31 protein-coding genes and 1 riboswitch are annotated in these 22,820 nt (G+C 31.3%); all 31 genes read right to left on the bottom strand.

All coding sequences use genetic code 11. From position 1 onward, the window contains the following. Positions 1-2: 2 nt before the first annotated feature. Positions 3-674 (bottom strand): flagellar brake protein, encoded by a 672-nt coding sequence (locus E4100_RS06645; protein WP_135271253.1) that lies wholly within the window; start codon positions 672-674, stop codon positions 3-5. A gap of 4 nt (positions 675-678) precedes the next feature. After that, entirely contained in the window at positions 679-1,545 is an 867-nt protein-coding gene (locus tag E4100_RS06640; protein ID WP_135271252.1) for a MinD/ParA family protein, read from the bottom strand. Further along, a complete protein-coding gene (locus tag E4100_RS06635) occupies positions 1,542-2,531 on the bottom strand; it encodes a flagellar biosynthesis protein FlhF (protein WP_135271251.1) in 990 nt (329 codons plus the stop codon). Before E4100_RS06635 ends, E4100_RS06640 begins: the two co-directional genes overlap by 4 nt. Continuing rightward, the gene (gene flhA, locus E4100_RS06630; protein ID WP_135271250.1) at positions 2,528-4,600 is read right to left on the bottom strand and encodes a flagellar biosynthesis protein FlhA; all 2,073 of its coding nucleotides are present in this window, start codon (positions 4,598-4,600) and stop codon (positions 2,528-2,530) included. Before flhA ends, E4100_RS06635 begins: the two co-directional genes overlap by 4 nt. 13 nt (positions 4,601-4,613) lie before the next feature. Continuing rightward, on the bottom strand, positions 4,614-5,681 hold the full coding sequence (gene flhB / locus E4100_RS06625) for a flagellar biosynthesis protein FlhB (protein ID WP_135271249.1): 1,068 nt from the start codon (positions 5,679-5,681) through the stop codon (positions 4,614-4,616). Positions 5,682-5,694: 13 nt separating this feature from the next. Beyond that, positions 5,695-6,453, bottom strand: a complete 759-nt coding sequence (fliR, locus tag E4100_RS06620; RefSeq protein ID WP_135271248.1) for a flagellar biosynthetic protein FliR — start codon at positions 6,451-6,453, stop codon at positions 5,695-5,697. A gap of 10 nt (positions 6,454-6,463) precedes the next feature. Continuing rightward, positions 6,464-6,730 (bottom strand): flagellar biosynthesis protein FliQ, encoded by a 267-nt coding sequence (gene fliQ, locus E4100_RS06615; RefSeq protein ID WP_135271247.1) that lies wholly within the window; start codon positions 6,728-6,730, stop codon positions 6,464-6,466. A 12-nt stretch (positions 6,731-6,742) separates the two neighbouring features. Next, complete coding sequence (gene fliP, locus E4100_RS06610; RefSeq protein WP_209315300.1) at positions 6,743-7,480, bottom strand: flagellar type III secretion system pore protein FliP; 738 nt, start codon at positions 7,478-7,480, stop codon at positions 6,743-6,745. Next, entirely contained in the window at positions 7,473-7,820 is a 348-nt protein-coding gene (locus E4100_RS06605) for a flagellar biosynthesis protein FliO (protein ID WP_135271245.1), read from the bottom strand. Before E4100_RS06605 ends, fliP begins: the two co-directional genes overlap by 8 nt. A 14-nt stretch (positions 7,821-7,834) precedes the next feature. Further along, a complete protein-coding gene (locus tag E4100_RS06600; RefSeq protein ID WP_135271244.1) occupies positions 7,835-8,299 on the bottom strand; it encodes a flagellar basal body-associated FliL family protein in 465 nt (154 codons plus the stop codon). Then, positions 8,296-9,063: an OmpA family protein gene (locus E4100_RS06595; RefSeq protein WP_135271243.1), complete on the bottom strand. Its 768-nt coding sequence runs from the start codon at positions 9,061-9,063 to the stop codon at positions 8,296-8,298. Before E4100_RS06595 ends, E4100_RS06600 begins: the two co-directional genes overlap by 4 nt. Further along, on the bottom strand, positions 9,056-9,877 hold the full coding sequence (locus tag E4100_RS06590; RefSeq protein WP_135271242.1) for a motility protein A: 822 nt from the start codon (positions 9,875-9,877) through the stop codon (positions 9,056-9,058). The genes E4100_RS06595 and E4100_RS06590 overlap by 8 nt, the downstream gene beginning before the upstream one ends. After that, positions 9,789-10,076 carry a flagellar FlbD family protein gene (locus E4100_RS06585; protein WP_135271241.1) on the bottom strand — a complete coding sequence of 96 codons (288 nt, stop codon included), beginning with the start codon at positions 10,074-10,076 and terminating at the stop codon, positions 9,789-9,791. The genes E4100_RS06590 and E4100_RS06585 overlap by 89 nt, the downstream gene beginning before the upstream one ends. Positions 10,077-10,129: 53 nt before the next feature. After that, positions 10,130-11,056, bottom strand: coding sequence for a flagellar hook-basal body complex protein (locus E4100_RS06580; RefSeq protein ID WP_135271240.1), 927 nt, complete (start codon positions 11,054-11,056; stop codon positions 10,130-10,132). Between the two features lie 69 nt (positions 11,057-11,125). Then, the gene (locus E4100_RS06575) at positions 11,126-11,494 is read right to left on the bottom strand and encodes a TIGR02530 family flagellar biosynthesis protein (RefSeq protein WP_135271239.1); all 369 of its coding nucleotides are present in this window, start codon (positions 11,492-11,494) and stop codon (positions 11,126-11,128) included. A gap of 2 nt (positions 11,495-11,496) precedes the next feature. Next, positions 11,497-11,892 (bottom strand): flagellar hook capping FlgD N-terminal domain-containing protein, encoded by a 396-nt coding sequence (locus tag E4100_RS06570; protein WP_135271238.1) that lies wholly within the window; start codon positions 11,890-11,892, stop codon positions 11,497-11,499. A gap of 11 nt (positions 11,893-11,903) precedes the next feature. Continuing rightward, complete coding sequence (locus E4100_RS06565) at positions 11,904-13,151, bottom strand: flagellar hook-length control protein FliK (protein WP_135271237.1); 1,248 nt, start codon at positions 13,149-13,151, stop codon at positions 11,904-11,906. A 34-nt stretch (positions 13,152-13,185) separates the two neighbouring features. After that, complete coding sequence (gene fliJ / locus E4100_RS06560) at positions 13,186-13,620, bottom strand: flagellar export protein FliJ (RefSeq protein ID WP_135271236.1); 435 nt, start codon at positions 13,618-13,620, stop codon at positions 13,186-13,188. An 11-nt stretch (positions 13,621-13,631) separates the two neighbouring features. After that, entirely contained in the window at positions 13,632-14,948 is a 1,317-nt protein-coding gene (fliI, locus tag E4100_RS06555; protein ID WP_135271235.1) for a flagellar protein export ATPase FliI, read from the bottom strand. A 3-nt stretch (positions 14,949-14,951) separates the two neighbouring features. Next, on the bottom strand, positions 14,952-15,704 hold the full coding sequence (locus E4100_RS06550; RefSeq protein ID WP_135271234.1) for a FliH/SctL family protein: 753 nt from the start codon (positions 15,702-15,704) through the stop codon (positions 14,952-14,954). Next, positions 15,688-16,695: a flagellar motor switch protein FliG gene (fliG, locus tag E4100_RS06545; RefSeq protein WP_135271233.1), complete on the bottom strand. Its 1,008-nt coding sequence runs from the start codon at positions 16,693-16,695 to the stop codon at positions 15,688-15,690. Before fliG ends, E4100_RS06550 begins: the two co-directional genes overlap by 17 nt. A gap of 6 nt (positions 16,696-16,701) precedes the next feature. After that, positions 16,702-18,243: a flagellar basal-body MS-ring/collar protein FliF gene (gene fliF / locus E4100_RS06540; RefSeq protein WP_135271232.1), complete on the bottom strand. Its 1,542-nt coding sequence runs from the start codon at positions 18,241-18,243 to the stop codon at positions 16,702-16,704. Between the two features lie 19 nt (positions 18,244-18,262). Then, complete coding sequence (gene fliE, locus E4100_RS06535; protein WP_135271231.1) at positions 18,263-18,550, bottom strand: flagellar hook-basal body complex protein FliE; 288 nt, start codon at positions 18,548-18,550, stop codon at positions 18,263-18,265. Positions 18,551-18,561: 11 nt separating this feature from the next. After that, the gene (gene flgC / locus E4100_RS06530; protein ID WP_135271230.1) at positions 18,562-18,996 is read right to left on the bottom strand and encodes a flagellar basal body rod protein FlgC; all 435 of its coding nucleotides are present in this window, start codon (positions 18,994-18,996) and stop codon (positions 18,562-18,564) included. 14 nt (positions 18,997-19,010) lie between these two features. Further along, positions 19,011-19,391, bottom strand: a complete 381-nt coding sequence (gene flgB / locus E4100_RS06525) for a flagellar basal body rod protein FlgB (protein ID WP_135271229.1) — start codon at positions 19,389-19,391, stop codon at positions 19,011-19,013. A 50-nt stretch (positions 19,392-19,441) separates the two neighbouring features. Further along, positions 19,442-19,518, bottom strand: a riboswitch (cyclic di-GMP riboswitch). 113 nt (positions 19,519-19,631) lie between these two features. Beyond that, on the bottom strand, positions 19,632-19,973 hold the full coding sequence (locus tag E4100_RS06520) for a hypothetical protein (protein ID WP_135271228.1): 342 nt from the start codon (positions 19,971-19,973) through the stop codon (positions 19,632-19,634). Then, entirely contained in the window at positions 19,970-20,332 is a 363-nt protein-coding gene (fliS, locus tag E4100_RS06515; RefSeq protein ID WP_135271227.1) for a flagellar export chaperone FliS, read from the bottom strand. Before fliS ends, E4100_RS06520 begins: the two co-directional genes overlap by 4 nt. A gap of 16 nt (positions 20,333-20,348) precedes the next feature. Continuing rightward, positions 20,349-21,725, bottom strand: coding sequence for a flagellar filament capping protein FliD (gene fliD, locus E4100_RS06510; RefSeq protein WP_135271226.1), 1,377 nt, complete (start codon positions 21,723-21,725; stop codon positions 20,349-20,351). A gap of 4 nt (positions 21,726-21,729) precedes the next feature. Beyond that, on the bottom strand, positions 21,730-22,128 hold the full coding sequence (locus tag E4100_RS06505; protein WP_135271225.1) for a flagellar protein FlaG: 399 nt from the start codon (positions 22,126-22,128) through the stop codon (positions 21,730-21,732). 5 nt (positions 22,129-22,133) lie between these two features. Then, positions 22,134-22,364, bottom strand: coding sequence for a carbon storage regulator CsrA (gene csrA / locus E4100_RS06500; RefSeq protein WP_135271224.1), 231 nt, complete (start codon positions 22,362-22,364; stop codon positions 22,134-22,136). After that, positions 22,364-22,816 (bottom strand): flagellar assembly protein FliW, encoded by a 453-nt coding sequence (gene fliW / locus E4100_RS06495; RefSeq protein WP_135271223.1) that lies wholly within the window; start codon positions 22,814-22,816, stop codon positions 22,364-22,366. The genes csrA and fliW overlap by 1 nt, the downstream gene beginning before the upstream one ends. Between the last annotated feature and the right edge of the window lie 4 nt (positions 22,817-22,820).

The raw sequence follows: 22,820 nt of genomic DNA, 5'->3' as shown, positions 1-22,820 counted from the left end.
CTTTACCCCTTAATTTTATTCTTCCTCATTAAAACAAACACTTTTTTTATTAATTTTTCTCTCATATTGTCAGTTATATCTGTAAATTGAACTCCATATGAGTAAAGAGCTTTATCTTTTATTATGTCTACTTGCCTGTGAACAATGTTGCCTTTCAAGGCGAACTGTTCACCTTCTAACTGAAAGTAAAGTACAATATTTTCTCCTTCTGAAAGATTGTGGTCAGACTTAAATTTCATTCCGCCTCCACTTAAATCAATCATCAAGCCTTCTTTTAGATATTCTTTTACCTTTTCTAGTGAAAATAGATTTAAATCCAAATCGTCTTTCTTAAGTAAAAAGCTATGATCAGAAAATCTAATTTCTTTCATATTATTCACACGTGCGTATTGTCTTCTTTGAATTTTCTTTATATTTGTTATATCACTTAATATATATGTTGGAAATTCTAGTCTTTTTCTTTCGCTTACTATTGCATCAAATGAAAAAGAGTTAACCCCATCATTTGCTATGCCGCTTACTTTTTCTCCTACCTTTATAAGTTTAAAATCCTTGCTATCTGAAGTACTTGTGACATAAATATTGTCATCAACTATATCATATATTAGTCCTTTAAAAATTTCGTTATCTGCTAATGTGAGTTCTACACTGGAATTAACAATTATCGGAATCATATGATCACCCAAAAATTCTATAAATTTTGTTTTTTAATTCTTTTATATTCGATATGTTTTTCTTGAACAAATCATCATCTATTAATTTAGAACTTATTATATCTAAACTTTCAGCTGCTAATGAATTAGGATATTTAATTACAAATGGGCATTGCTCCATTATAGCTTTATTTACCCTTAAATCAGTATATAAATATCCTACATTTTCAATTTTTATGTCTAAAAATGAGTTAACTGTCATAAGTAATTTATTGAAAGTATCATCTCCTGTTGCTTTAGAATCAACTTGATTTATTATCACTTTCACTACATCTTTTATTGTGTTGCTTGATATTACTTTTAGAACTCTGTATGCATCCGTAAGCGCTGTAGGCTCAGGTGTAGTTATCAATATCGTTTCATTCGATAAAAGCAAAAAAGCCATAGTTTGCTTTGTCATACCTGCTCCGTTATCTATTATAATTACATCATAATTACCCAACTCTAGTAAATTTTCTAAAACCCATTTTTGTTTTTCATCTTCAAGATACTCCAACTCCATTAAATCAGAACCACCTGATAATAAGTCTATTCCATAAGGACTTTTAATTATGACTTCACTTAATGTCTTATCCCCTTTAATCAAGTCAAACAGATTGTTTCTTACCGGTATCCCCAATATTATATTAGCATTAGTCATTCCTACATCTGCATCTATTATTAGAACCTTTTTGCCTTTTTGATATAATTTTATTCCGAAATTTACACTAAAATTTGTCTTACCTACGCCACCTTTACCACTCAATACTGAATATATTTTCACATCTTTATTGCTTTTACTCCTAGCATCATTGTCTATCATCTTTCTTAAATTAGAAGCTTGATCTATCATAAAACTAAGTCTCCTTCACTCAACTCAAAAATAGTATCAATATTTGCTTCTCTTATATCATTTGGTACATCTTGTCCATTGCAGAGATACGCAATGGGTTTAGAACTATTATTGAGTATGTACCACAAATTTGACAAATCTAGCACTTCATCTATTTTAGTTATAATAATTGAATCATAATTCAATGCACTATATCTATTAAGAATGTTGTCTATAGCTAATTTATCAGTTGTCATGCTTATCACAAGAAAAGTTTTGTAGTCTAAATAACATTTGTCAATAAATTTGCTTACTTCAGAAAGTTTTTTGTCATCATTTGGGCTCATTCCTAAAGTGTCTATTAAAATTAAGTCACAATCTTTTAATTTCTTAAGTTTACCATCCATTTCAGATATATCATTAGCAACTTCAAATGGTATATTCAAAATTCTAGCGTAAGTTCTTAACTGCTCTACTGCTCCTATTCTATAAGTGTCAATAGTTATCAAGCCAACTTTGTTTTTGTTTAATATTGACTCTCTTGCAGCTATTTTGGCAATAGTAGTTGTTTTCCCAACTCCAGTTGGTCCAACTAAAATATTTATTTTAGATAGTTCTTTCTTTTGATTAAAATTTGTGTCCTTTAAAAGAATTTCTAAAAATTGCTTTTTCTCATCAAAAGTCAAATCCTCAGGATTTTTATCATGTAGTGAACAAAAGTGCATTAACTTATCTTTTGCTGTCTCGCTATCCATATTAAGTTTAATCCCTTTTTTTGAGTTTGCAATGACTTTATTTTCACTTTTTACTGTATTTTCTGTTAAAATAGGATTTTTATCTTCTTCTAAAGCAAAAGTCACTTCGATGCGTTTCTTTTTAAAAGGATTAAGCTTTGCACCTTGTTTAATATTTCTTTGATCTACTAATACCGCATCAGATCCTAATTCATATTTAGCTCTTATAAATGCTTCTTTCATATCATCCACTATATATTTTTTTATGATCATATTCTTTCCACCATTCCTACTGCTTCTATATCTACTTCGTTTGGTATTTCTGTTATAGAAATAACTGGCAAGTTTGGAAAATTATAAGATATAAGATTCCTAAAGGCAATTCTAATCTTAGGTGATGTTAGAATAACTGGATCAATTCCTTTGATTTGAGATTGCTCAACAGCTTTATTTAAGTTGTCAAATATCTTATTGATGATTTCAGGCTTTAATATCGGTATAGATCCAGACATTGTCTTTTGTGTATTTTCACTTATTGTTTCTTCTATACTTGGGTGAATAGTTATAACAGGGAGTTTCCCTTCAACATTCAAATAGTTTTTTGTAATAGTCCTTTTTAATGCTTGTCTAACTTGTTCCACAAGCATTTCTGTGTCTTTAATCATTGGTGCATTATCAGCTAATGTTTCAAGTATAGTAACTAAGTCTGTAATAGGGACATTTTCTTTTAATAACCCTTGCAATACTTTTTGTACTTCTCCCAATGTCATTATGTCTGGGATAAGTTCATCTACTACGACTTCATACTTTTCTTTTACAAAATCTAATAGTTGTTTAACTTCTTGCCTACCCAATAGCTCATAGCTATGGTTTTTGATTACTTCTTTCAAGTGGGTTACTAAGATCGTCGATGGCTCTACTATAGTGTATCCTTCGAGATCTGCTTTATCTTTCTGATTTTCATCTATCCATATTGCATTTATTCCAAAAGCTGGTTCTTTTGTAGGAATACCTTCAATATTTAATTCTCCATTTCCCGGGTCTAGAACCATATACTTATTTAAATAGATTGTCCCTCTAGCTACTATATTTCCTTTGATTTTAATAACGTAATCATTTGGAGATAATTGTAAATTATCTCTTATCCTTATTGAATTAACTATTATTCCAAGTTCGTTAGAACATTGCCTTCTTATTGCTGTAATTTGATTTACTAGATTTTCTTCTCTACTTTCGTCTACTAAAGGTATGAGTCCATAGCCTATTTCAAGGGCTATAGGTTCTACCTGAGATACTTTAAAATCATCTTTTTCTGATTCTTTTTGAGAAGCAACAGATAAGTTCTCAATCTCAGTAGCAACAAGCAGTTCTTCCTTTTCGTTCTGTTTCAATAAATATCCAGTGCTTCCTATTAAAAGAGCAACAATTAGAAATGGAATCGTTGGAAAAGCAGGCACAAGGGATATAACTAATAATACAACAGAAGCAATCATCATTACGTCAGGAGTAGAAAAAATTTGTTCTGTCAAACTTTTTCCAAATGTGTTCCCATCTTCTGACCTTGTCACTAATATACCTGATGATATAGATATTAATAGTGCTGGTATTTGACTTACAAGCCCATCTCCTATAGTAAGTTTCCCAAATTTGTCAATAGCTTCCATAGCTGATAATCCGTTTTGTAGTGTAAAAATAAGTATTCCACCAACTAAATTAATAACTGTTATGATAATACCAGCTATTGCATCTCCTTTTACAAATTTACTTGCACCATCCATTGCACCGTAAAAGTCAGCTTCTCTCTGTAAGTTTAGTCTCCTTTGTTTTGCTGTTTGCTCATCAATAAGGCCTGTGTTTAAATCTGCATCAATTGCCATCTGTTTACCTGGCATTGCATCTAATGTAAATCTAGCTGTTACTTCAGAGACTCTACTTGATCCATTTGTAATAACTACCAATTGCACAATTACTATGATAATAAATATTACTGCCCCTACTATATAGTTATTGCCTGTGACAAAATTCGCGAATGCATTTATTACATTGCCCGCATCTCCTTCACTAAGTATAAGCCTTGTGGATGATATGTTTAGAGCTAACCTAAAAAGAGTTGTTATTAACAATAGCGTTGGGAAGGTTGAAAATTCTAAAACATTTTTGGTTGATAAAGTAAGTAATAATATTATTATTCCTATAGTGATATTTGATACCAACAAAAAATCTAAAAGCAAACTCGGCATTGGTATAATGATTATTCCGATAATCCCAACTACCAAAAACCCAATGATAGCTTCTGTATATTTATTAAAAGTATCTGATACGTTTTTAAAGAGTACTCTCATATTTATCCCTCAATTATATTCTGCTTTTTTTCTTTTTTTCTAAATCATAAACATAAGCTAAAACTTCTGCAACCAATTTATAAAGTTCTACAGGTATATGATCTCCTACTTCAGTATCTTTATAAATAGCTCTCGCTAGTTCTTTGTTTTCGATGATTGGGATCTTATTCTCTTTTGCTTTTTCCTTTATTTTTTGTGCCAAGAAATCTACCCCTTTTGCCACAACTACTGGAGCTTTATCTTCATTTTCATCATATTTTATTGCAACAGCAATGTGTGTTGGGTTAGTAATCACAACGCTTGATTTTTCAATCGCACTCATCATTCTACTTAGGGCAAGTTGTCTTTGCTTTTGGGACCGAGCTTGTTTTATCTGCGGATTTCCTTCCATCTCTTTATATTCATCTTTGATTTCTTGCATAGTCATCTTTAATTCCTTTTTGTGATCTCTTTTTTGAAAAATGTAATCAACTATTGCTAATCCCAGCATGATGATCGAAATATTTAATGCTAGATCAACTACAAAGCCCATTATAAAAGGAAATAATTTCTCTGTTCCTATGCTACCTGCATTTAAAATTTTAGGAAAAGATTCAGTGAGATAATTATACGTCAAAAAGCTAACTAAAAGTAATTTCACAATGTTTTTTAACAAACTAAAAACTGCCCTTTTTGAAAATATATTTTTAAAGCCCTTTATGGGATTTATCCTATTAAAATCAGGCTTTAAAGGTGTTGAAGTAAATAACAACCCTGTTTGTATTAGATTGACAATTACTCCTACAATAAGTCCAATTGCTAGATAAGGCATTATCAAGATAAAAAGATCAATCAAATTTGGTAAAAAACTCGATAAATTACTCCTAGTAAGATTTGTATTAAAGCCAGTAGTCAAACTATTTTTTAAATAATTTAAACTATTTTTGTATAAATTCATGGCAATAAAACTTGCTGTAATAGCAAATACTATCAAACTCACCGCTGGTGCTAATTCAGCACTTTTAGCAATTTGTCCTTTTTTCTTCGCATCTTTTAGCCTTTTCGGGGTGGCTTCTTCGGTTTTTGACTCTTTATCAGCCATTTTTAATCACCTGTTATTTTCCTATTATATTCATAAATCCTTTGAAGTAATAAGGTATCTGCCCAACAATCTCTCCACTTCTACTTAGTACAAAAGAAATAGATACCAAAAACACTACAAAACTCACTAAAGCTTTAACTGGCATTCCTAGCATAAATACATTTATTTGAGGAACAGTTCTAGATATTATTCCTAAAACTGCATCTGAAACCAACAGTACGATTATCATTGGGGCAGCAAAATTCAATGCGGTTTCAAACATTGTTCCAAAAATATTTACTACCATTTCAATTTCAAGTCCATCAATTAAATATGTCCCTAAAGGAATCAATTTAAAAGATTCAATCATACCCATTATCATATAGTGATGCATATCCAATAAAAAAAGTGCTGCGATAGCTATCCAGTAATATGCTTTGCCATAATTAGAAACACTGTTCCCAGTTATTGGATCATAAACTGTTGCCATAGTAAATCCAGCTTGAAAATCAATAAGCTGTCCTGCCATTTCACATGCTGTAAAGACTAAATTTGTTACATATCCCATTGCAAGTCCAATGAGTGTTTCTTTTATTGCATAAATGAAAAATAAAAACATATTTGCTACTGGTATAAATTCAACTACAGATGAATATGCAAATACAGTTAATGCAGCTGATAATCCTACTTTCATAGTATTTGGGAGTCCTCTAAGTGAAAATGCAGGGCTTATAACTATAAAGGAGGTTATTCTTATTAGTATTAAAATTGCTTTCTGCAATTCTATATTCATATCTTTATCCTTAAATTATATTTTGAATTAGAGAATAGAGACTACTTGTCAATTCTATAACTCTATTTAGCATGAAGTTGCCAAATAGTACAATTGCTAACATAACTGCAATGAGTTTCGGTACAAAGCTTAGAGTTTGCTCTTGTATTTGCGTTGTGGCTTGTAAAATACTGATGACTAATCCAACAACCATTGAAGTTAATAGTACAGGCAATGAAACAACTATTATAGTTAAAAAAGCATTTTTAAGAACATCTAATACTAAAGCTTGTGTCATTTAAATCCTCCATTAAATAAAACTTTCTATTAAAGATTCCACTACTAAATACCATCCATCTACCAAAACAAATAACAACAATTTAAATGGTAAAGATATAAGTACAGGTGGTAGCATAAACATTCCCATTGACATAAGAATACTTGCAACTACCATATCAATTACTAAAAATGGTATATATATTATAAACCCAATACTAAAGGCTGTCCTTAATTCGCTTATCGCAAATGCAGGAATGACAACACTTATTGGTAAATCCATAGGTTCACTTACATTGTCGCTGTCTGATGCTCTTAAAAAAAGCGCCAAGTCTTTTTCTCTGGTCTGTTTGAGCATGAACTCTTTGATTGGAATTTCAGCTCTCTCTAAGGCTTCTTCTTGGGTTATCTCATCATTTATAAACGGGTCATAGCTTTCTGCCTTTATAGTCTGAATTGTTGGCTGCATTATAAAAAAAGTAAGAAATAGCGCTAAGCCAATAAGCACTTGATTTGGAGGTGTCTGTTGAGATCCAAGCCCACTTCGTAAAAATGATAATGTAACTATAATTCTGGTAAAAGCTGTTGTCATAATAAGTATTGAAGGAATTAATGTTAAAACAGTCATAAATATCAATAATTGTACAGAATCAACAGTTGCATTAGCATCATTGCCTATTACAATATTCTCTAATCCAGTTGCATATGTAAAGCTTGGAAGTGCAATTATTAAAATTAAGCTTAAGAATATATATTTAAAATGTTTATTCACTTTTATACCTCTTAATAAATTTACTGATGTCTATTCTGTTATTATGAAAGTCCTCATTAATTGTTTTATCCAATAGATATTTATCTACATCTTCTTTTGAGAGATCTTTTAATATTAAATTCTCCTTCTCTGTAAAGCTCATTAAGTAATAATCACCCATTATTTGAACAATTCCAATTGAAGAATGTGCATCTACACTTATTTTCTCAATTATTTTTATCATTCTTCCCTTTGAATTGATTTTTGAATTCAAAAATTTTAAAGTGACGTTTGCAATCAGAATTACTAATATCAATGCAAAGATCATTTTAAAAAATGAAAGTAACATTTGTATATCCATGATTTTCCTCTTTTCTACTGAACAATAATGTCGGTGATATATACTTCTTTTATTATTGGTTCTTCAAAAGAATTATTTAAATCCTCAATAATATCCTTCTTCAATGTATCTATGCCTTCATTTGTAGTGACATCTTCATATCCTCGCCCTCTTAAATTGTCTAAAATGATGTCTCTAATTTTACTAGTATTTGCTGTGAGCATTTCTGTCTTAGAACTATCCGTATACATAAGACTAATCTTAACTTTTAAGTAATTTCTCATATTTGCAGGTGATTTCAAATTTACAAGAAATTCGTCAAGACTCATAGTTAATTGTTCTTCTTTGTTAAATGATTCCATAATATCAGCTATTGTAGTGTCAGTTACTTGAAGATAAATAAATCCTCCTAGAAGTAATATTACTATGAGTAAAATAATTATAATTAAAATTTTCAATTTAGGTCTTTTCTTCTTAGCATTTTTCGTAGGCTCTGTCATTCTACATTCTCCTCAAATACTATTAATAAATTTACTCTTCTATTTTTAGTTCTGTTTTCAGGTGTGTCATTTGGCGCTATTGGTGAATATTCGCCATATCCTCTTGCTGAAAGTCTTTTTGGATCTATCCCCTTTTGTTCTGTTAGATACCTCAAGACTGAAACTGCTCTTGCTGTAGATAGCTCCCAATTAGTGGGATATAGATATGTTCTTGATGGAACATTGTCAGTATGCCCCTCCACTACTATTTTATTATCAAAATCGCTTAATAAGCCTTCTAATTTGTCTAACAACTCGATTCCTGAGTCTTTCAGTTCTGCACTCCCCGGTTCAAATAATATTGCGTCTTTTATTTCAACAAATACTCCTTCCGATTGCATCTTTACAGAAACATCAGCCCCCAAATTATTTTCATCTAGGTATTCTGATACCTTATTGTACATCTCCACTATATTTGGTGAAATGGGTTCATTCAAAATAGATTCATCTTCTATTATGTCTTCTCCCTCTTTATCTTCTTCGGATATTGGAGGTAATGAATTGTCATTTGAACCGTCTTCATCGAATATATAATCACTTCCTCTCCCAGAAAGTGCAGCTTGTAATGAATAAGCAATATTTTTAAATTTTTGAGCATCAATATTTGACATTGAATAAAGTAGTATAAAAAAAGTTAAAAGCAATGACATAAGATCTGAATAAGTAGTTAGCCATGATGGTGATCCACCCGCTTCATCTTTTTTCCCCAATTTCTTTCTAGCCATTGTTTATCGCCTCGTTCGACTTTTCATTTTCAGTCCCTTTATTGGTCTTTTTAGAATTATTTCTGTCTTTAGGATTTAAATATAGTAATAGTTTTTCTTCAAGTAATCTCGGATTAGTTCCTGCTTGTATTTCCAAAACTCCTTCTATGATCATCTGTGCAGTAAAAAGTTCTTCATCTGTCTGAACTTTTAAATTTGATGCTATGGGTATGAATACTAAATTTGCCATTAAAGAGCCATAAAAAGTTGTTACGAGTGCTGTAGCCATACCAATTCCAATTGTGCTTGGATCATCTAGCTGAGCAAGCATTATTATAAGTCCAATTAAAGTGCCGAGCATTCCAAATGCAGGCGCTAATTCACTCCACTTTAAAAATACAGCTTGCCCTGTTGAATGTCTTCTTTCTATTGTTTCTGCTTTTAACTCCAATATGTCTCTTATGCTATCAGGTTCTACACCATCGATGACGAGTTGTAACCCTGATACTAAAAATGGATTGTTGATTTTATCTAATTCATCTTCCAATGCTAATAACCCGTCTTTTCTTGCCTTCCTAGATAATTCAGCAAATAAACTTACAAGCTCTGTTCTTTCATTCCCTGGCGAGCTTAGAAGCATTTTTAAAACATTTGGAATGTTTTTTAGTGTTTTAAATGGGAAACTAATTAAAAGAGCACTAAAAGATCCAAATACTGTTATGATAACCGATGGAATGTCAACAAAATTATTTATGTTCCCGCTCAGTAAGATCGACCATATTATCAGAGCCATCCCCGCTATTAAGCCCATTGTTGGTACTAAATTCTTCTTCATAACTAACCTCCGGAATTTTTGAAAATATCTTTTGCTTGTATTCTATAATTTCTTCAACTATCTGCTCTGGTGGTTCATTCACTCTTAATATCTTACCATCAACAAGCGTAACAATAGTATCTGAAGCTGCTTCAATTTTATATATTAAATCACAATTCAAATAATACGGGCTTCCATTAATCGCAGTTAGTTTAATCATATTATCCTCCAATTCGCATCTTAGGCAAAAAGCCTAAGATGCTTTTTAAATTATTATCTCTTAAGATTGATTAACTCTTGAAGCATTTCATCAGATGTTGTGATGCTTCTTGAATTTGCTTGGTAAGCTCTACTGGCAATTATCATTTCTGTAAATTCATTGGCTAAATCTACATTTGACATTTCAAGAAAGCCTTGTCTGATAACTCCTAAGCCTTTTTGCCCAGCAATTCCCACTTCAGGCATTCCAGAGTTGTTCGAGGCAACATAGTTGTTATTGCCGATTTTTTCTAAACCCTCAGGATTGTTAAACCCAACTACTCCTATCTGCCCAAGTAGATATGATTTCCCATCACTATATACTCCAATTATTTGCCCAGATCCATCTATTGAATAACTTTCTAAATCTAATGTACTTGCTCCAACTAATATTTTTTCAGGTATGACCAATGGTTTTAATTTATCTAAATCATTAATTCCATTCGGAGCATTCAATGTTGCTGGTGTAGTATAACTATAAACATTTGTAGTAGGATTCTTTGTCATACCATTTACGATATATCCCAAAACTCTTTCTCCATTAGAATTTACAAGATTTCCTTCGTAATCAGTAAAGAAAGCTCCATCTCTTGTGTAATATTTAGTGTTACCATTATTATCAGGTGATACTGCAAAAAATCCTTCGCCCTCAATTGCAAAGTCCAAACCTCTATTTGTAGGTTGCAGTGCTCCATCTGTCATCATCATGTCTATTGCGCCTACTTTAACTCCTAACCCAACTTGTTTTCCATTGATACCACCTAGCCCATTTGTTGAAGGGCTTTGTGCATTTGCCATAGTTTGGCTTAGCATGTCTTGAAATCTCACCCTGCTGGATTTATATGCCGTCGTATTTACATTTGCTATGTTATTTGCTAAAACGTCCATCTTAGTTTGAAATCCCTTCATTCCATTTACACCGGAATATAATGACCTTAACATTTGTAATCCCCCTTTTATTAATTCGCTTCAGTCAGTCTGCGAATTTATGGCTCCCATAAGGTCCAGCCATTACTTAACTATCATTGTGCTATCAATATTTGTCACAATTGAAACTTCAGAATTGTTCATAGAAGTTATAATTGTCCTATTTGTTATACTTGCTATGAAAGCCAAATCTTTATAAAGAATCAAGCTTTCTTTTGCTCCTTTTTCTTCAAGCTTATTTATTGCTGTATTTAAATTTTCAATATCCCTGCTATTTAATCTCACTCCTCTTTCATTCATTCTCTGGAGTGCATGATTAGATATATTGACTTCTTTATTAGCTTTTATTGTTTCATTGAGAATCTCTTTAAAATTTAGATTTTCAGTATCAGAGTGCTTTGTTTTATTTACTTCATTTTTTATTTGGTAATTGTTTTGAATTTTTATATCCATATTTATCCCTCATTTGATACTTCTACTAATAAACCTATTGGGTAGTCTTTTTGATCTATTTGAAGGTATACATTGTTGTTAGCAAATTTAACTTTCTCAACAATTCCAACGATGTCTCCTTCTTCAGAATAAATTTTTACTTCTTTTCCCACTAGCCTTGCTTGATTTAACATGTTCACTTGGTTAATTGATTCATATATCTGATTTAGCTGTTCAAGCATGCTAAATTGAGCCATTTGCGTCAAATAATCTGTTTTGCTGCCTCCCCCACTTTCATCCCCTGATACATTTTGATTTTTTATTTCTGCTGCCATGATTTTTAAGAAATCATCGATTGATAAAGATTTATTATTAACAGCATTTGTGTTTGTTATATTGTTTACTCCTATTATTTCCATTTTCCCACCTCCTATGCGAGAATATTTACACCTGATTCATTGTAATCTTTGTACTGTAAAATCTTTACTGTTTCTATTTCCTCTCTTGTTGTTTTATTCCAATAATATTTATTTTGCCTGTCGTTAGAATTGTTGTTTGAATCAAAATTAAAGTTTGATTGGTTCTTAGTAAAATCAAAATTTAAATTGTCATTCACAACCTTTACTTCAAATTTTGAAATCGTGATATTTTGCTTTAACAGGCTGTTTGAGAGTTCATCAATCTGATTAAGAATTGCAGATTTTGTGCTCTCATTTTGCACTAACATGATAGCTTTTAGGTCTCCTTTTTCTATTTTTAAGTTGATATTAAGTTGACCTAAGCTATCTGGTTTAAGCCTTATATTTATAAATGTGCTCTCACCTTCTGTTTTTGGTTTTTGTATATCGATTATTGCTTGCTTTATCGACTCTAAATTGTTATATCCCATAGTTGCACTTTTTACGTTGTTAATTCCCAGATTTGTATTAGAAATATCGACTGTTCCCTTTTGCACTTGAATATCTAGCTTTAATTCCCCTTCAATTTCATGCTTTGATACATCTAATTCTTTATTGAATTGTTTATCTAGATTTTTTAAATCTAAACTTTCCTTTTCTCTAAATCCAATAGTTCCTTTGTTTTCTTCTTCTGAAAATTGAGTCTTTAAAATAATACTTTCCTTATTGACTTTATCAGTGATTTTCTCATCAGAAGGGTCTTTATTGGTTTTTATATTTAATTTTTCATATTCCCCGAGTAGTCCTTTAATTGTAGTGTCTTTTTTTATGTTGATATCTTCTAGAAAAATCAATTTTTCCTCTTTCTGATCAGAATTTTCCGCTAATCCTATGTCAGCATTTAGCACAATTGGAATATTTTCTAAATCATTTGCTTTTGACATATTTAAAATTGTGTTACCTTCAATCGAAATTAGTTCATCTAGCTTATCAGATATATTTATATCTAATGAACTATCACTTGCTTTAGCTAAATTGAAGTTATTAAATAGAGCTAAAATGCTAGTTATATCTAAGTCAATTACCTCAGATTTAGTTTCTTTAGTTTCTTCATTTTCTAAATCTCCATCTAACGTATTTTTATCTTTCTCTGACTTCTTTATATCTTTGTTGTTTAAAACAAAATCTTTCAATACTGATTTAAATTCTTCTGATGTATCGAAAACATCATTGCTTATTTTATTATTATTTGTATTAAGATCAATCCTATTTATTTCCATTTTATCACCTCCCCTTTTTTTATTTATCTAAAAATTAATTTTTAGCGTGTTTGAATTTCATGACAGAAAATTCATCTAGTTCTTTTTGTTCTTTTAAATTCTTTTTGTACATAAACTGGGAATAATCCTTTTCTTTGAGCTTTTCCATAATTTTTTTATCCGCTTGAGCTTTTGTGAGTTCTACTCTTTTATCTTCTAAAGCCTTTCTTTTTTCGCTCAAGAGTAATTTCTGTATTTCCAATTTTTCTTCTAATGCTTCTCTATACAATTGCATTTGGAATAATTCATTTGCATTTTGAATTTTAAATATTTTTTCATTTATCTCTTTTAATTCTATATTTATCTTAGCTATCTCTATTTCTAGCTGTGAAATCTCTAAGTTAATTTTTGCAAATTCTTCTCTTTTTAATTTTTCAATGTCTTCTCTATAATCAAGTACTTTTTCCATTGAAAAGATATAATTTTCCATTGTAAGCCCCTCTAATTATCTATATTTAAACTATTTACTAACAAGTCAAGCGTTTCATCAAATGTATAACTTTCGGTAATGTTTTGTTTTAAAAATGAGTTTATCTTAGAATTTAAAGCAACCGCCCTATCTATCTTTAAATTGCTTCCCTTGACATATGCTCCGATGTTAATCAAGTCTTCTGAATCCTTATAAATTGCTACATTTTCCTTAAGTTCTCCAGCTAAAGAGTAATGATTTTCTGCCACTATTTCTTTCATGACTCTACTAATACTATTTTGTATGTCTATAGACGGAAAGTGATTTTTTGCAGCAATTTCTCTTGATAAAATGATGTGCCCATCTAATATTCCTCTAACTGCGTCTGCTATCGGATCATTCATATCATCTCCTTCTACAAGGACAGTATAAAATGCTGTTATGGAACCATCTTTACTCATTCCACTTCGCTCCAATAACTTCGGCAATAATGCAAATACGGACGGAGTATATCCCTTTGTCGAGGGTGGTTCTCCAGTTGCAAGGCCTATCTCTCTTTGTGCCATTGCAAATCTCGTTACAGAGTCCATCATAAGCATTACTTTTTTCCCTTGGTCTCTGAAATACTCTGCTATTGCTGTCGCTACAAATGCGCCTTTGAGTCTAACAAGTGGTGGTTGATCAGATGTTGCACAAACCACAACACTTTTTTTATAACCGTCTATGCCTAAATCTTTTTGTATGAATTCAAGCACTTCTCTTCCTCTTTCTCCAATTAGTCCAATGACATTTACATCTGCCTCACAATATCTAGCTATCATCCCTAAAAGTGTGCTCTTCCCGACTCCACTTCCTGAGAAAATCCCAACTCTTTGCCCTTCTCCACAAGTTAATATCCCATCTATTGCTTTAACTCCAGTACTCATTATGGTAGATATTCTTCTCCTGTCAAATGGATTAGGAGGTTCTCTATCAACATTGTAAAACTCGCCATTTATTTTTAATTTTCTATCAAGTGGTCTTCCAAGTCCATCAAGAGTGTGCCCTAATAAATCATCACTTATTTTTATACTTAGTTTCTTACCTGTAGGCTTAACAAGACAGCCAGGTCCGATCCCACTTATTTCATCTAATGGCATTAGCAGAACACAGTCGTCCTTAAACCCTACTACTTCAGCTAATACAATGGTTTTAGTTGATCTTATGATAATTTCACATACTTCTCCAATGAATGCTTCTATACCTTCTACTTTGATTATAAGTCCTATTACTTCTGTCACTTTTCCCATAACTAAGTAATGTTCTTTGTTCTTAACTGCATTAGTTAAATTATCAAAATCTATTATCATAGTTTACTCACCTGAATTAATCAATTCATTGACGATGGATATTATTTGGTTTCTAAATTGTGCATCTATTATTTTGTTTCCAGATTCAATGATACATCCGTTTATCTCTATATCAGCATCTTTTAAAACATTAAAATTTATTTGCTTATATCTTTCTCTTAAACTTGGCAAGTTTTTCTTTAAAATCTCATATTTGCTTGGATTTACAGTTATTATAACATTTGTTGCATTTTCTATTTCTTCAAGTATAGGATGAATTATATTCATAATGTTTTCTTCAGAAGTATCTATAGCGATATTGGCCATTTTTTCTGCAATAGTTGCTGCTAGTTTTATAATTTCTTCCCTAAAGTTAATTAAAAAGTCTTCACTCTCTTTTTGTGCATTTTTTAATAATTTGATTGCGTTTAATTTAATGTTTTCGGATTCTATTTTTGCTCTTTCTTTCCCTTCAATGTAACCTTTTTCATACCCACTGTTGTATCCTTCTTCGAATGCGCTTTTTTTTAAATCTTCTAACTCTTCACTAGCCTTCTGTAGAATATATTTCCTTTCGGTTTCTGCCTCTTCTATTATTCTTTGTTTTATAGACATTGCTTCTAGAAATTCTTCTTTATTTTCTTCGTTCTCGTATATATTTAAGTCCTCTTTTTTTGAATCAACCTCAATTTTTTTTACGTTTACTTCTTTTACTTCTATAGTATGTCTATCTAATTCAACCTCATGTTTTTTTATGACTCTATATGATGATTCCATCTTGATCTCCTCTTGCAATAACCACTTCACCGGCTTCTTCTAATCTTCTAATGATGTTAACTATCTTTCTTTGAGCTTCTTCTACCGCAGATAGTCTTACTGGGCCCATGAATTGTATATCTTCTTTTAGCATTTCTGCGGCTCTTTGAGAAATATTAGCAAATACTACACTTGTAACCTTCTCTGATGCACCTTTTAATGCTAGAGCTAAGTCTTCATTACTTACTTCCCTTAATATACGTTGAACGGAATTCTTATCTAAGTTAACTATATCTTCAAATACAAATAGACTTGATTTAACTTGTTCAGCTAATTCTGGCTCTTCTATTTCTAAAGATGAAATTATGTTTTTCTCAGTATTTCTATCAACCGAATTTAAAATTTCAACCAATGTCTTTACTCCACCAATTGTTTCTTGTTCATTATCTATTAATCCTGAAAATTTATCTTCCATAACTTTTTCTATCCTTTTGATGACCTGCGGAGAAGTCCTATTAATAGTCGCAACCCTTTGGGCTATATCAGCTTGCAAGTCAACAGGAAATTGAGATAATACAGTTGCTGCTTTATCAGGTTGCATATAACACAGTATCAGCGCTGTGGTCTGTGGATGTTCATTGATTAATAAATTAGTTAACTGTTGAGGATCAGCTCTTCTTGCTATTGAAAAAGGTTTTTCTATCTGTTTATATTGGTATAATACATCGATGACTTCTTTAGCCCTTTGTACCCCTAATGCCTTGTTTAGAAGGTTTTTTGCATAATCTATTCCTCCATCTAAAACAAATTTTCTCGCTGTAGCCATATCAATAAACTCATCAATTACTTTATCCTTTTCCCCAGGCTCTACGTAATCTATGTTTGCAATTTCATATGTTACTTGTTGTATCATATTATCTGGCAATAGTTTTAAAACTTGTGCTGATATTTCAGGGCCTAAAGATATAAGAAATATGGCTGCTTTTGTTGTTCCCTTCCTAGGATTTTTCATTCTCATCTACTCCCTTAACCATGCTTTAATCAATTCTGCTGCTAATTCAGGATTATCCTTAGCATAATCTTTAGCCATTTTCCCTTTTGTGTCAGGTTGGGCTTCTATTTTTTCACCAATTGTATTTTCATTTAAAACTTTAATTGTATCTTCCACTGTAACGCCTTTTGTTAAATTTTCTTGGAATTCTTTGTCTTCCTTCCTTTTCTTCCTAGAATTCAATATTATCACTGTCCCGATAATAAAAATTAAACTTCCTACACCTATACCAATGAGTAAAGGCAGATTGTCTTGAATAAAGTTTGTATTAGTTGTGTCTGTTGGCGGAATATCCTCACTCAAATCTTTGTTAAACTCTATCCCAACAACATTAATTAAATCTCCTCTTTCAGCATCGTATCCAATTGCTGTTGCAATAATATTCTGTATATTTGAAATATTAGCCTGGCTTAATTGGCCGTCATATATCACAGATGTGCTTATCTTATTGATTTTCCCGGGTGCTCTAATGATTGATGTGGTTTCTGTTGTTAGCTCGTTATTTGTAGTTTTTGAATATGTTGAGTTTTCACCATCTACACCTTGGACTACATTACTTATATTGTCATTTATATTACCACCAGTAACATCTTGTATGTCTATGTTGTTTCCGCTAGCGTCAACTTGCTCGCTTCTTACGACTGGATCACGGTACTCTATGATTGTGCTCTCTGTAGAATCAAAGTCCATGTCAGCAAAAACTGAAACTTTTATCTTATTTACGCCAAATGCACTGCCCAACAAGTTGTTAAGTTTTGTTTCCAATTCCTTTTCAAATTGTCTTCTTACCTCTTGTTGTTTACTGATTAAATTTGACGTTCCAAGACTTGTACCATCATCAGCTAGAAAAGAACTTAGCAACACGCCTGAAGAATCTACTACTTGTATGTTCTCTAGTGGAATATTATCTACTGCTCCAGAAACTAATGCTGCTATACCTCTAATCATTTCTTCTGTAATTTTTTTAGTAGGTTTTACATCTATGACTATCGATGCAGACCCTTGTTTTTCTTCAGCATCAAAAATGCTTTTCTGTGGCAGCACTAGGTGCACTTTTGCATTGTTTATGGCATCTAATGACATTATGCTTCTTTGGATTTCTCCCGTAAGCGCTCTTTGATACATGATCTGCCTATCTTCCTCGGTTAACATCATGCTTGTACTGTCAAATATCTCAAATCCAATTGAATTTTCGGGAAGCATACCATTCATTGCCAATTCCATCCTGTATGTATCAATATAATCCTCATCGATTAAGATGGTTGTGCCCCCGTCAGCAACTTTGTATTTTATTTTCTTTGTCTCAAGATCATTTACTATAACCCCTGCATCGTCAAGCTCAAGATTTGTAAAAAGAACTCTATATGTGACCTTATTAGCAAAATATGTTAATCCAATCACAACTAAAGCTATGACAGCTATTGTTGCTATCATCCTTTTCTTCTTTTTTTTATCAATTTTGGTCCAGCCGCTCTTGACATTACTAAATGTCGATTTTACACCATCCATTAAAAGCTTCTCCTTTTATTTATAGTTGCATATTGTTGAGTTCTTTATATGCTTCTACAACCTTATTTCTTATTTGAACTGCTAATTCAAGAGAGAGCCTTGCTTCTTCAGTGGCTATCATAACTTGATGTAAGTCCACATCATTTCCACTTATAAGATCACTTATATAATTGTCAGCTTCAACTTGCTTGTCATTTAATTTATTTAATTGTTCGTTTAACACTGCTCTAAAGTCAGTCTCAGTTTTGTCGTTTACCTTTGAATTTACTGAATTTATCCCTGATAATCCTATTTTATTTATTTCCATGTTAATCCTCCTTAGCCTTTAGAAATATCTAGCGCTTTTTTTAGAATAGCTTTATTTGCATTTAAACATGTCACATTTGCTTCATACGCTCTTTGTGTATTTATCAATGCAATCATTTCGTCAACAATATTTACATTTGGCATCTGAACATATCCATTCTCATCAGCATCTGGATGAGTTGGGTCATAGACAATTCTAAATTCAGTTTGATCTTCTTCTATTCCATCTACCTTAACTCCACTACTAACATTTTTCCTTATCCCGCTAGTTCTGTCTATCTCTTTTTCTAGGTTTTCGCTAAATGTCACTACTTTTCTCCTATATGCTTCACCATTCTCTGCTCGTGTAGTATTTATATTTGCAATATTTGTTGAAATTATATCCATTTTTAGTCTTTCTAAAGAGAGCCCACTTGCATTTATCTGCAATGATTTAAATACGCTCATACTAAAATTCCCCCTTATCTATTTATTACATAATTTAAACTTGATAATTTTGCATTTATAATCTGTGTAAGTGCACTGTAATATATCTCATTCGCAGCTAATTCAGTCATTTCAAGATCAATATCAACATTGTTACCATTGTCATTGTATGCAGTGTTTGTCCTTTTTTTAACAATCGGCTCTACATCGCTTAATTTGCTCGCACCAAAATGAAGTTCATTTGTTTTACTCAAATTAACTCCATCTATTGCTTTTTGAAGATATTCTTCAAATTCAACTTTACTTACTTTATAATTGGGGGTATTTACATTGGCTATATTGCTTGAAATGGTTTTCTGTCTAAGAGATGAAACATCTAATCCTCTTTTGATAAGTTGGTATGTATTATCACTCATTTTTACACTCCCCGTCCTAAGTTATTTAAGAGCAACAAAAAAACTTTTTCTTCGATAACTGGCTGCCTTATTTTAAGGCCCTGTAGCTTTGCGACCCTACCTCACGGTAAGTGTGCCATTTCGAAAAAAGTTAATTAAATTATATTACATTTCTGTTACAAAGTTTAATGCTATAATATCATCGTTAACTAAAAATTTCAATAACTAAATTTAAAAAATGCCAAGAATTTAATCTTGGCATTACAATACATCTTTATCTATAAATATAGTCTCATCAATTTGAGGAATATAATTTTGTAAAACTTTGTCTTTCAAATTCAATTGTTTGTTTTCTTCAATCAACGCAGCCCTTGCTTTTTTTATAGCCTCTAAGAAATCATCCAATAGTTTAACTGTCTCTGCTAGTTTTTCTTCATAGAGTTCATTGTTTGTTTGATAATCTGATTTCAACTCTTTGATTTTTACTAGTATTTGATCGTTTAATTCAATCAATTTTATTGCTGAATCTAATTTCCCATCCCAATTTGATAAATTATCGATTATTTTTTCAAGTAATTCTATTCTCTCATCTCTTTCAATCATAACTGAGCCCACGCATCTCTTAGCTCTTCTAAAAATCGTCTAACTTCTCCAACAGCTTCAATGTCTTTGTCAATATTTGCTCTTATTAATCTATAATATAGATAGTCATATAATTTGTATAGGTCATTAGCGATTTGTCCACCTTGTTCAAAGTTCAAGGTATTCATAAATTCAATTATTATATCTTGGGCTTTTTTGATATGTTCATTGGTTTTCTCTATGTTTTTCTCATTTATAGCTACTTCAGCTAATTTTAAATTCTTAATAGCTCCATCGTAGAGCATGACCACTAACTTTACTTTTGATGCAGTATATACTTCATTTTGTTTATAAGCATTATATGCTTGAGCTTGATTCATACTAACACCTCGCTAATTATTTACTAGTACTGAAAGCACCTAATTGTGCAGTAAGCCAATTCATCTGATCTTCTGCCTGCATCATTGCGGTATCTAATTTTGAAAACATATTTGTGTAATACTCTTGCTTTTTCTCCATTCTCGTATTAAAAATTTCAATTTGTCTATTTATATCTTTTAGAGATCTTTCAAAGCTCTCAGTCTTGTTTTTTACAACTCCATTTGATTTCGATATATACGAATCAATGTAATTATTTAATTTAGGAACAAATCCTTTTTTTTCGCCATCTAAATCTGTAGAAAAGAAATTAATTACATTCTCTGCATTTTGATTTAAACTATCCAATAATTTTTCTTGGTCAAATTTCAACACACCGGATTTATCAGTAGTGGAAATGCCTAGCTGAGAAATATCTCTTATCGACGTATTTGGATTTTGAATTGGTGATGTCACCATCCTTCTTAATGTTGAATGAAGCATTTGAAGTGAAGAATCCCCTGCGAGCACCCCTCTGGAATTTGCGACTTCAGGATTCCCTGAAGAAAATTTTTCTTCAATAAATTGCATTGTTGAATTGTATTGATCAACAAAATCTTTAATAGCACTCACAACTTTATCATTATCATTTACAATATTTATCGTCTCATATTCACTAGAATTTTGATGCGTTTTTTTTAAGTTTATAGTTATGTTTTCAATAACATCTGTTATCTCATTTGTTGATCTTTCAACTTCGATTCCATTTACAGTAAATTTTGCATTCGTTCCATAGTTCACTTCTTTGTCGGTTCCAAGTTTCAAATCTTCAACTAAAGTCCCTGAAACTTCAATATTCCTATTTCCTGTTTTTACATCGCTTAGTATTATCCTTCCATCTATGATACTAGAACTTATCCCAGTAGTTTTTGTACTTAAATTTATCTTGTTTGTTATTGTCTTTAAGCTATCACTATCCTCAATTTGTATTTCTATTTCTATACCTTCATGATTAGTTAACTTAATTGTTCCATTTAAATGAAGTTCATCTGATATTTTCTGTCCTTCCTCCAATACCTTTCCACCTATAACATTTGTCGCAGTTGCTAATGAGGAAACATTAATTTTATAGCTTCCAGCAATAGCTTTGCTATTTGCCGTCATTGAAACAATATTGTCATCAGTAGATGTTGATTTTTTAGCAGTAAATGTACTCGCGTCTTGTAAAACTTTTAGCTTCTCAAAAAGAGAATTTAGTCGAGTGTTTATATCTTTCCAAGCATTCTGTTTATTTGTTATAGTGGTTTTTTTGTCAGTTAACTTAGTCAATGGAATTCTCTCAGCTTCCATGAGTTTATCTATTGATGTTTGGTCTATTCCTGAATATGTTCCAAGAAAATTTATGGCAGATGTCATTTAATCAACCCCTTTCATCAACAAGTATTCCTACTAAATCCCATATGCTAGCAACCAAGTCAAGTATTTTTTCCGGTGGAATCTCTTTAATAACTTCTTCTGACTCGTTATCAACGAGTTTTACCATTATCCTTCCAGTTCCTTCATGAATTTGAAATTCAAAATGATCATCATCTTTGAATAAATATTTATTCGCTTCTTCCACAGCTTCGTATAGCTTTTTATTATCATAGCCTCTAGTATTTTCAAGATTTGTTCCAACATCAGTTTTAGTTTTAATCTCTTTATTATATGAAGTAGTATCAATCGAATTTGTATCCTTTTGCAAAATTTCTTTATCAGGTATTCTTTTAATTTTATTTATTTCGTTTATTCCCGCTACTTGTTTGATTGAGTTAACCATCAGAATCACTCCACTTTAAAATTATTTAATAGCAATTCTTTTAAATCAATGTCTATTTCTAGAGAATTTAAATTTTCACTTACTATTTCATCATATACTTCTTTTCTTAGGATGTTGATCTGTCTTGGCGCTTCTATTCCAATCTTTACTCTGTTTTCTTGTATGTCTAATATTTTAATTTCTATATTGTTCCCAATTACGATTCCTTCACCTATTTTTCTATTTAGCACGAGCATTATTCATCAGCTCCTTTTGCAATTAACTTATGTTTTGTAGAGTAAGAAGTATAAGTTAATACATATTGTTTGCCTATCTTGGACTTAATATTTATAATGATTGGAGCTAATAGATTAGCTGTGCTTTCATTTAAACTATTTCCTAGAGTTACGATAGAATAAACTTCAAGCGAATTTTCAATCTGTGGATTTAAATCTATAGTGTCGAGTTCTTTGTCTGGTATATCTATTTCGTAGTCTTCAAAAAAATCCCAAGGATTAATAAGTATAAAGCAAATATCAACATTGTCTACATCTTGTAAAAATTTAAATAAAGAATTGTTTGGAAAATCAATTAGTACAAAACGAGTACTGTTTTCAAACCCTAAAATCCCATTTGGAAAACTTAAAATATTTTCATTCTCAACTTCTAATTCCTCTAAATATTTAGTTTCAATTTTTATTTTTCCCATAGTT

It is taken from the genome of Soehngenia longivitae (genome assembly GCF_004684055.1).
In the GTDB taxonomy this organism is placed as follows: Bacteria; Bacillota; Clostridia; order Tissierellales; family Tissierellaceae; genus Soehngenia; species Soehngenia longivitae.
The sequence above is the reverse complement of the archived record's forward strand: the minus strand, read 5'-3'. Positions and strand labels throughout refer to the sequence as shown.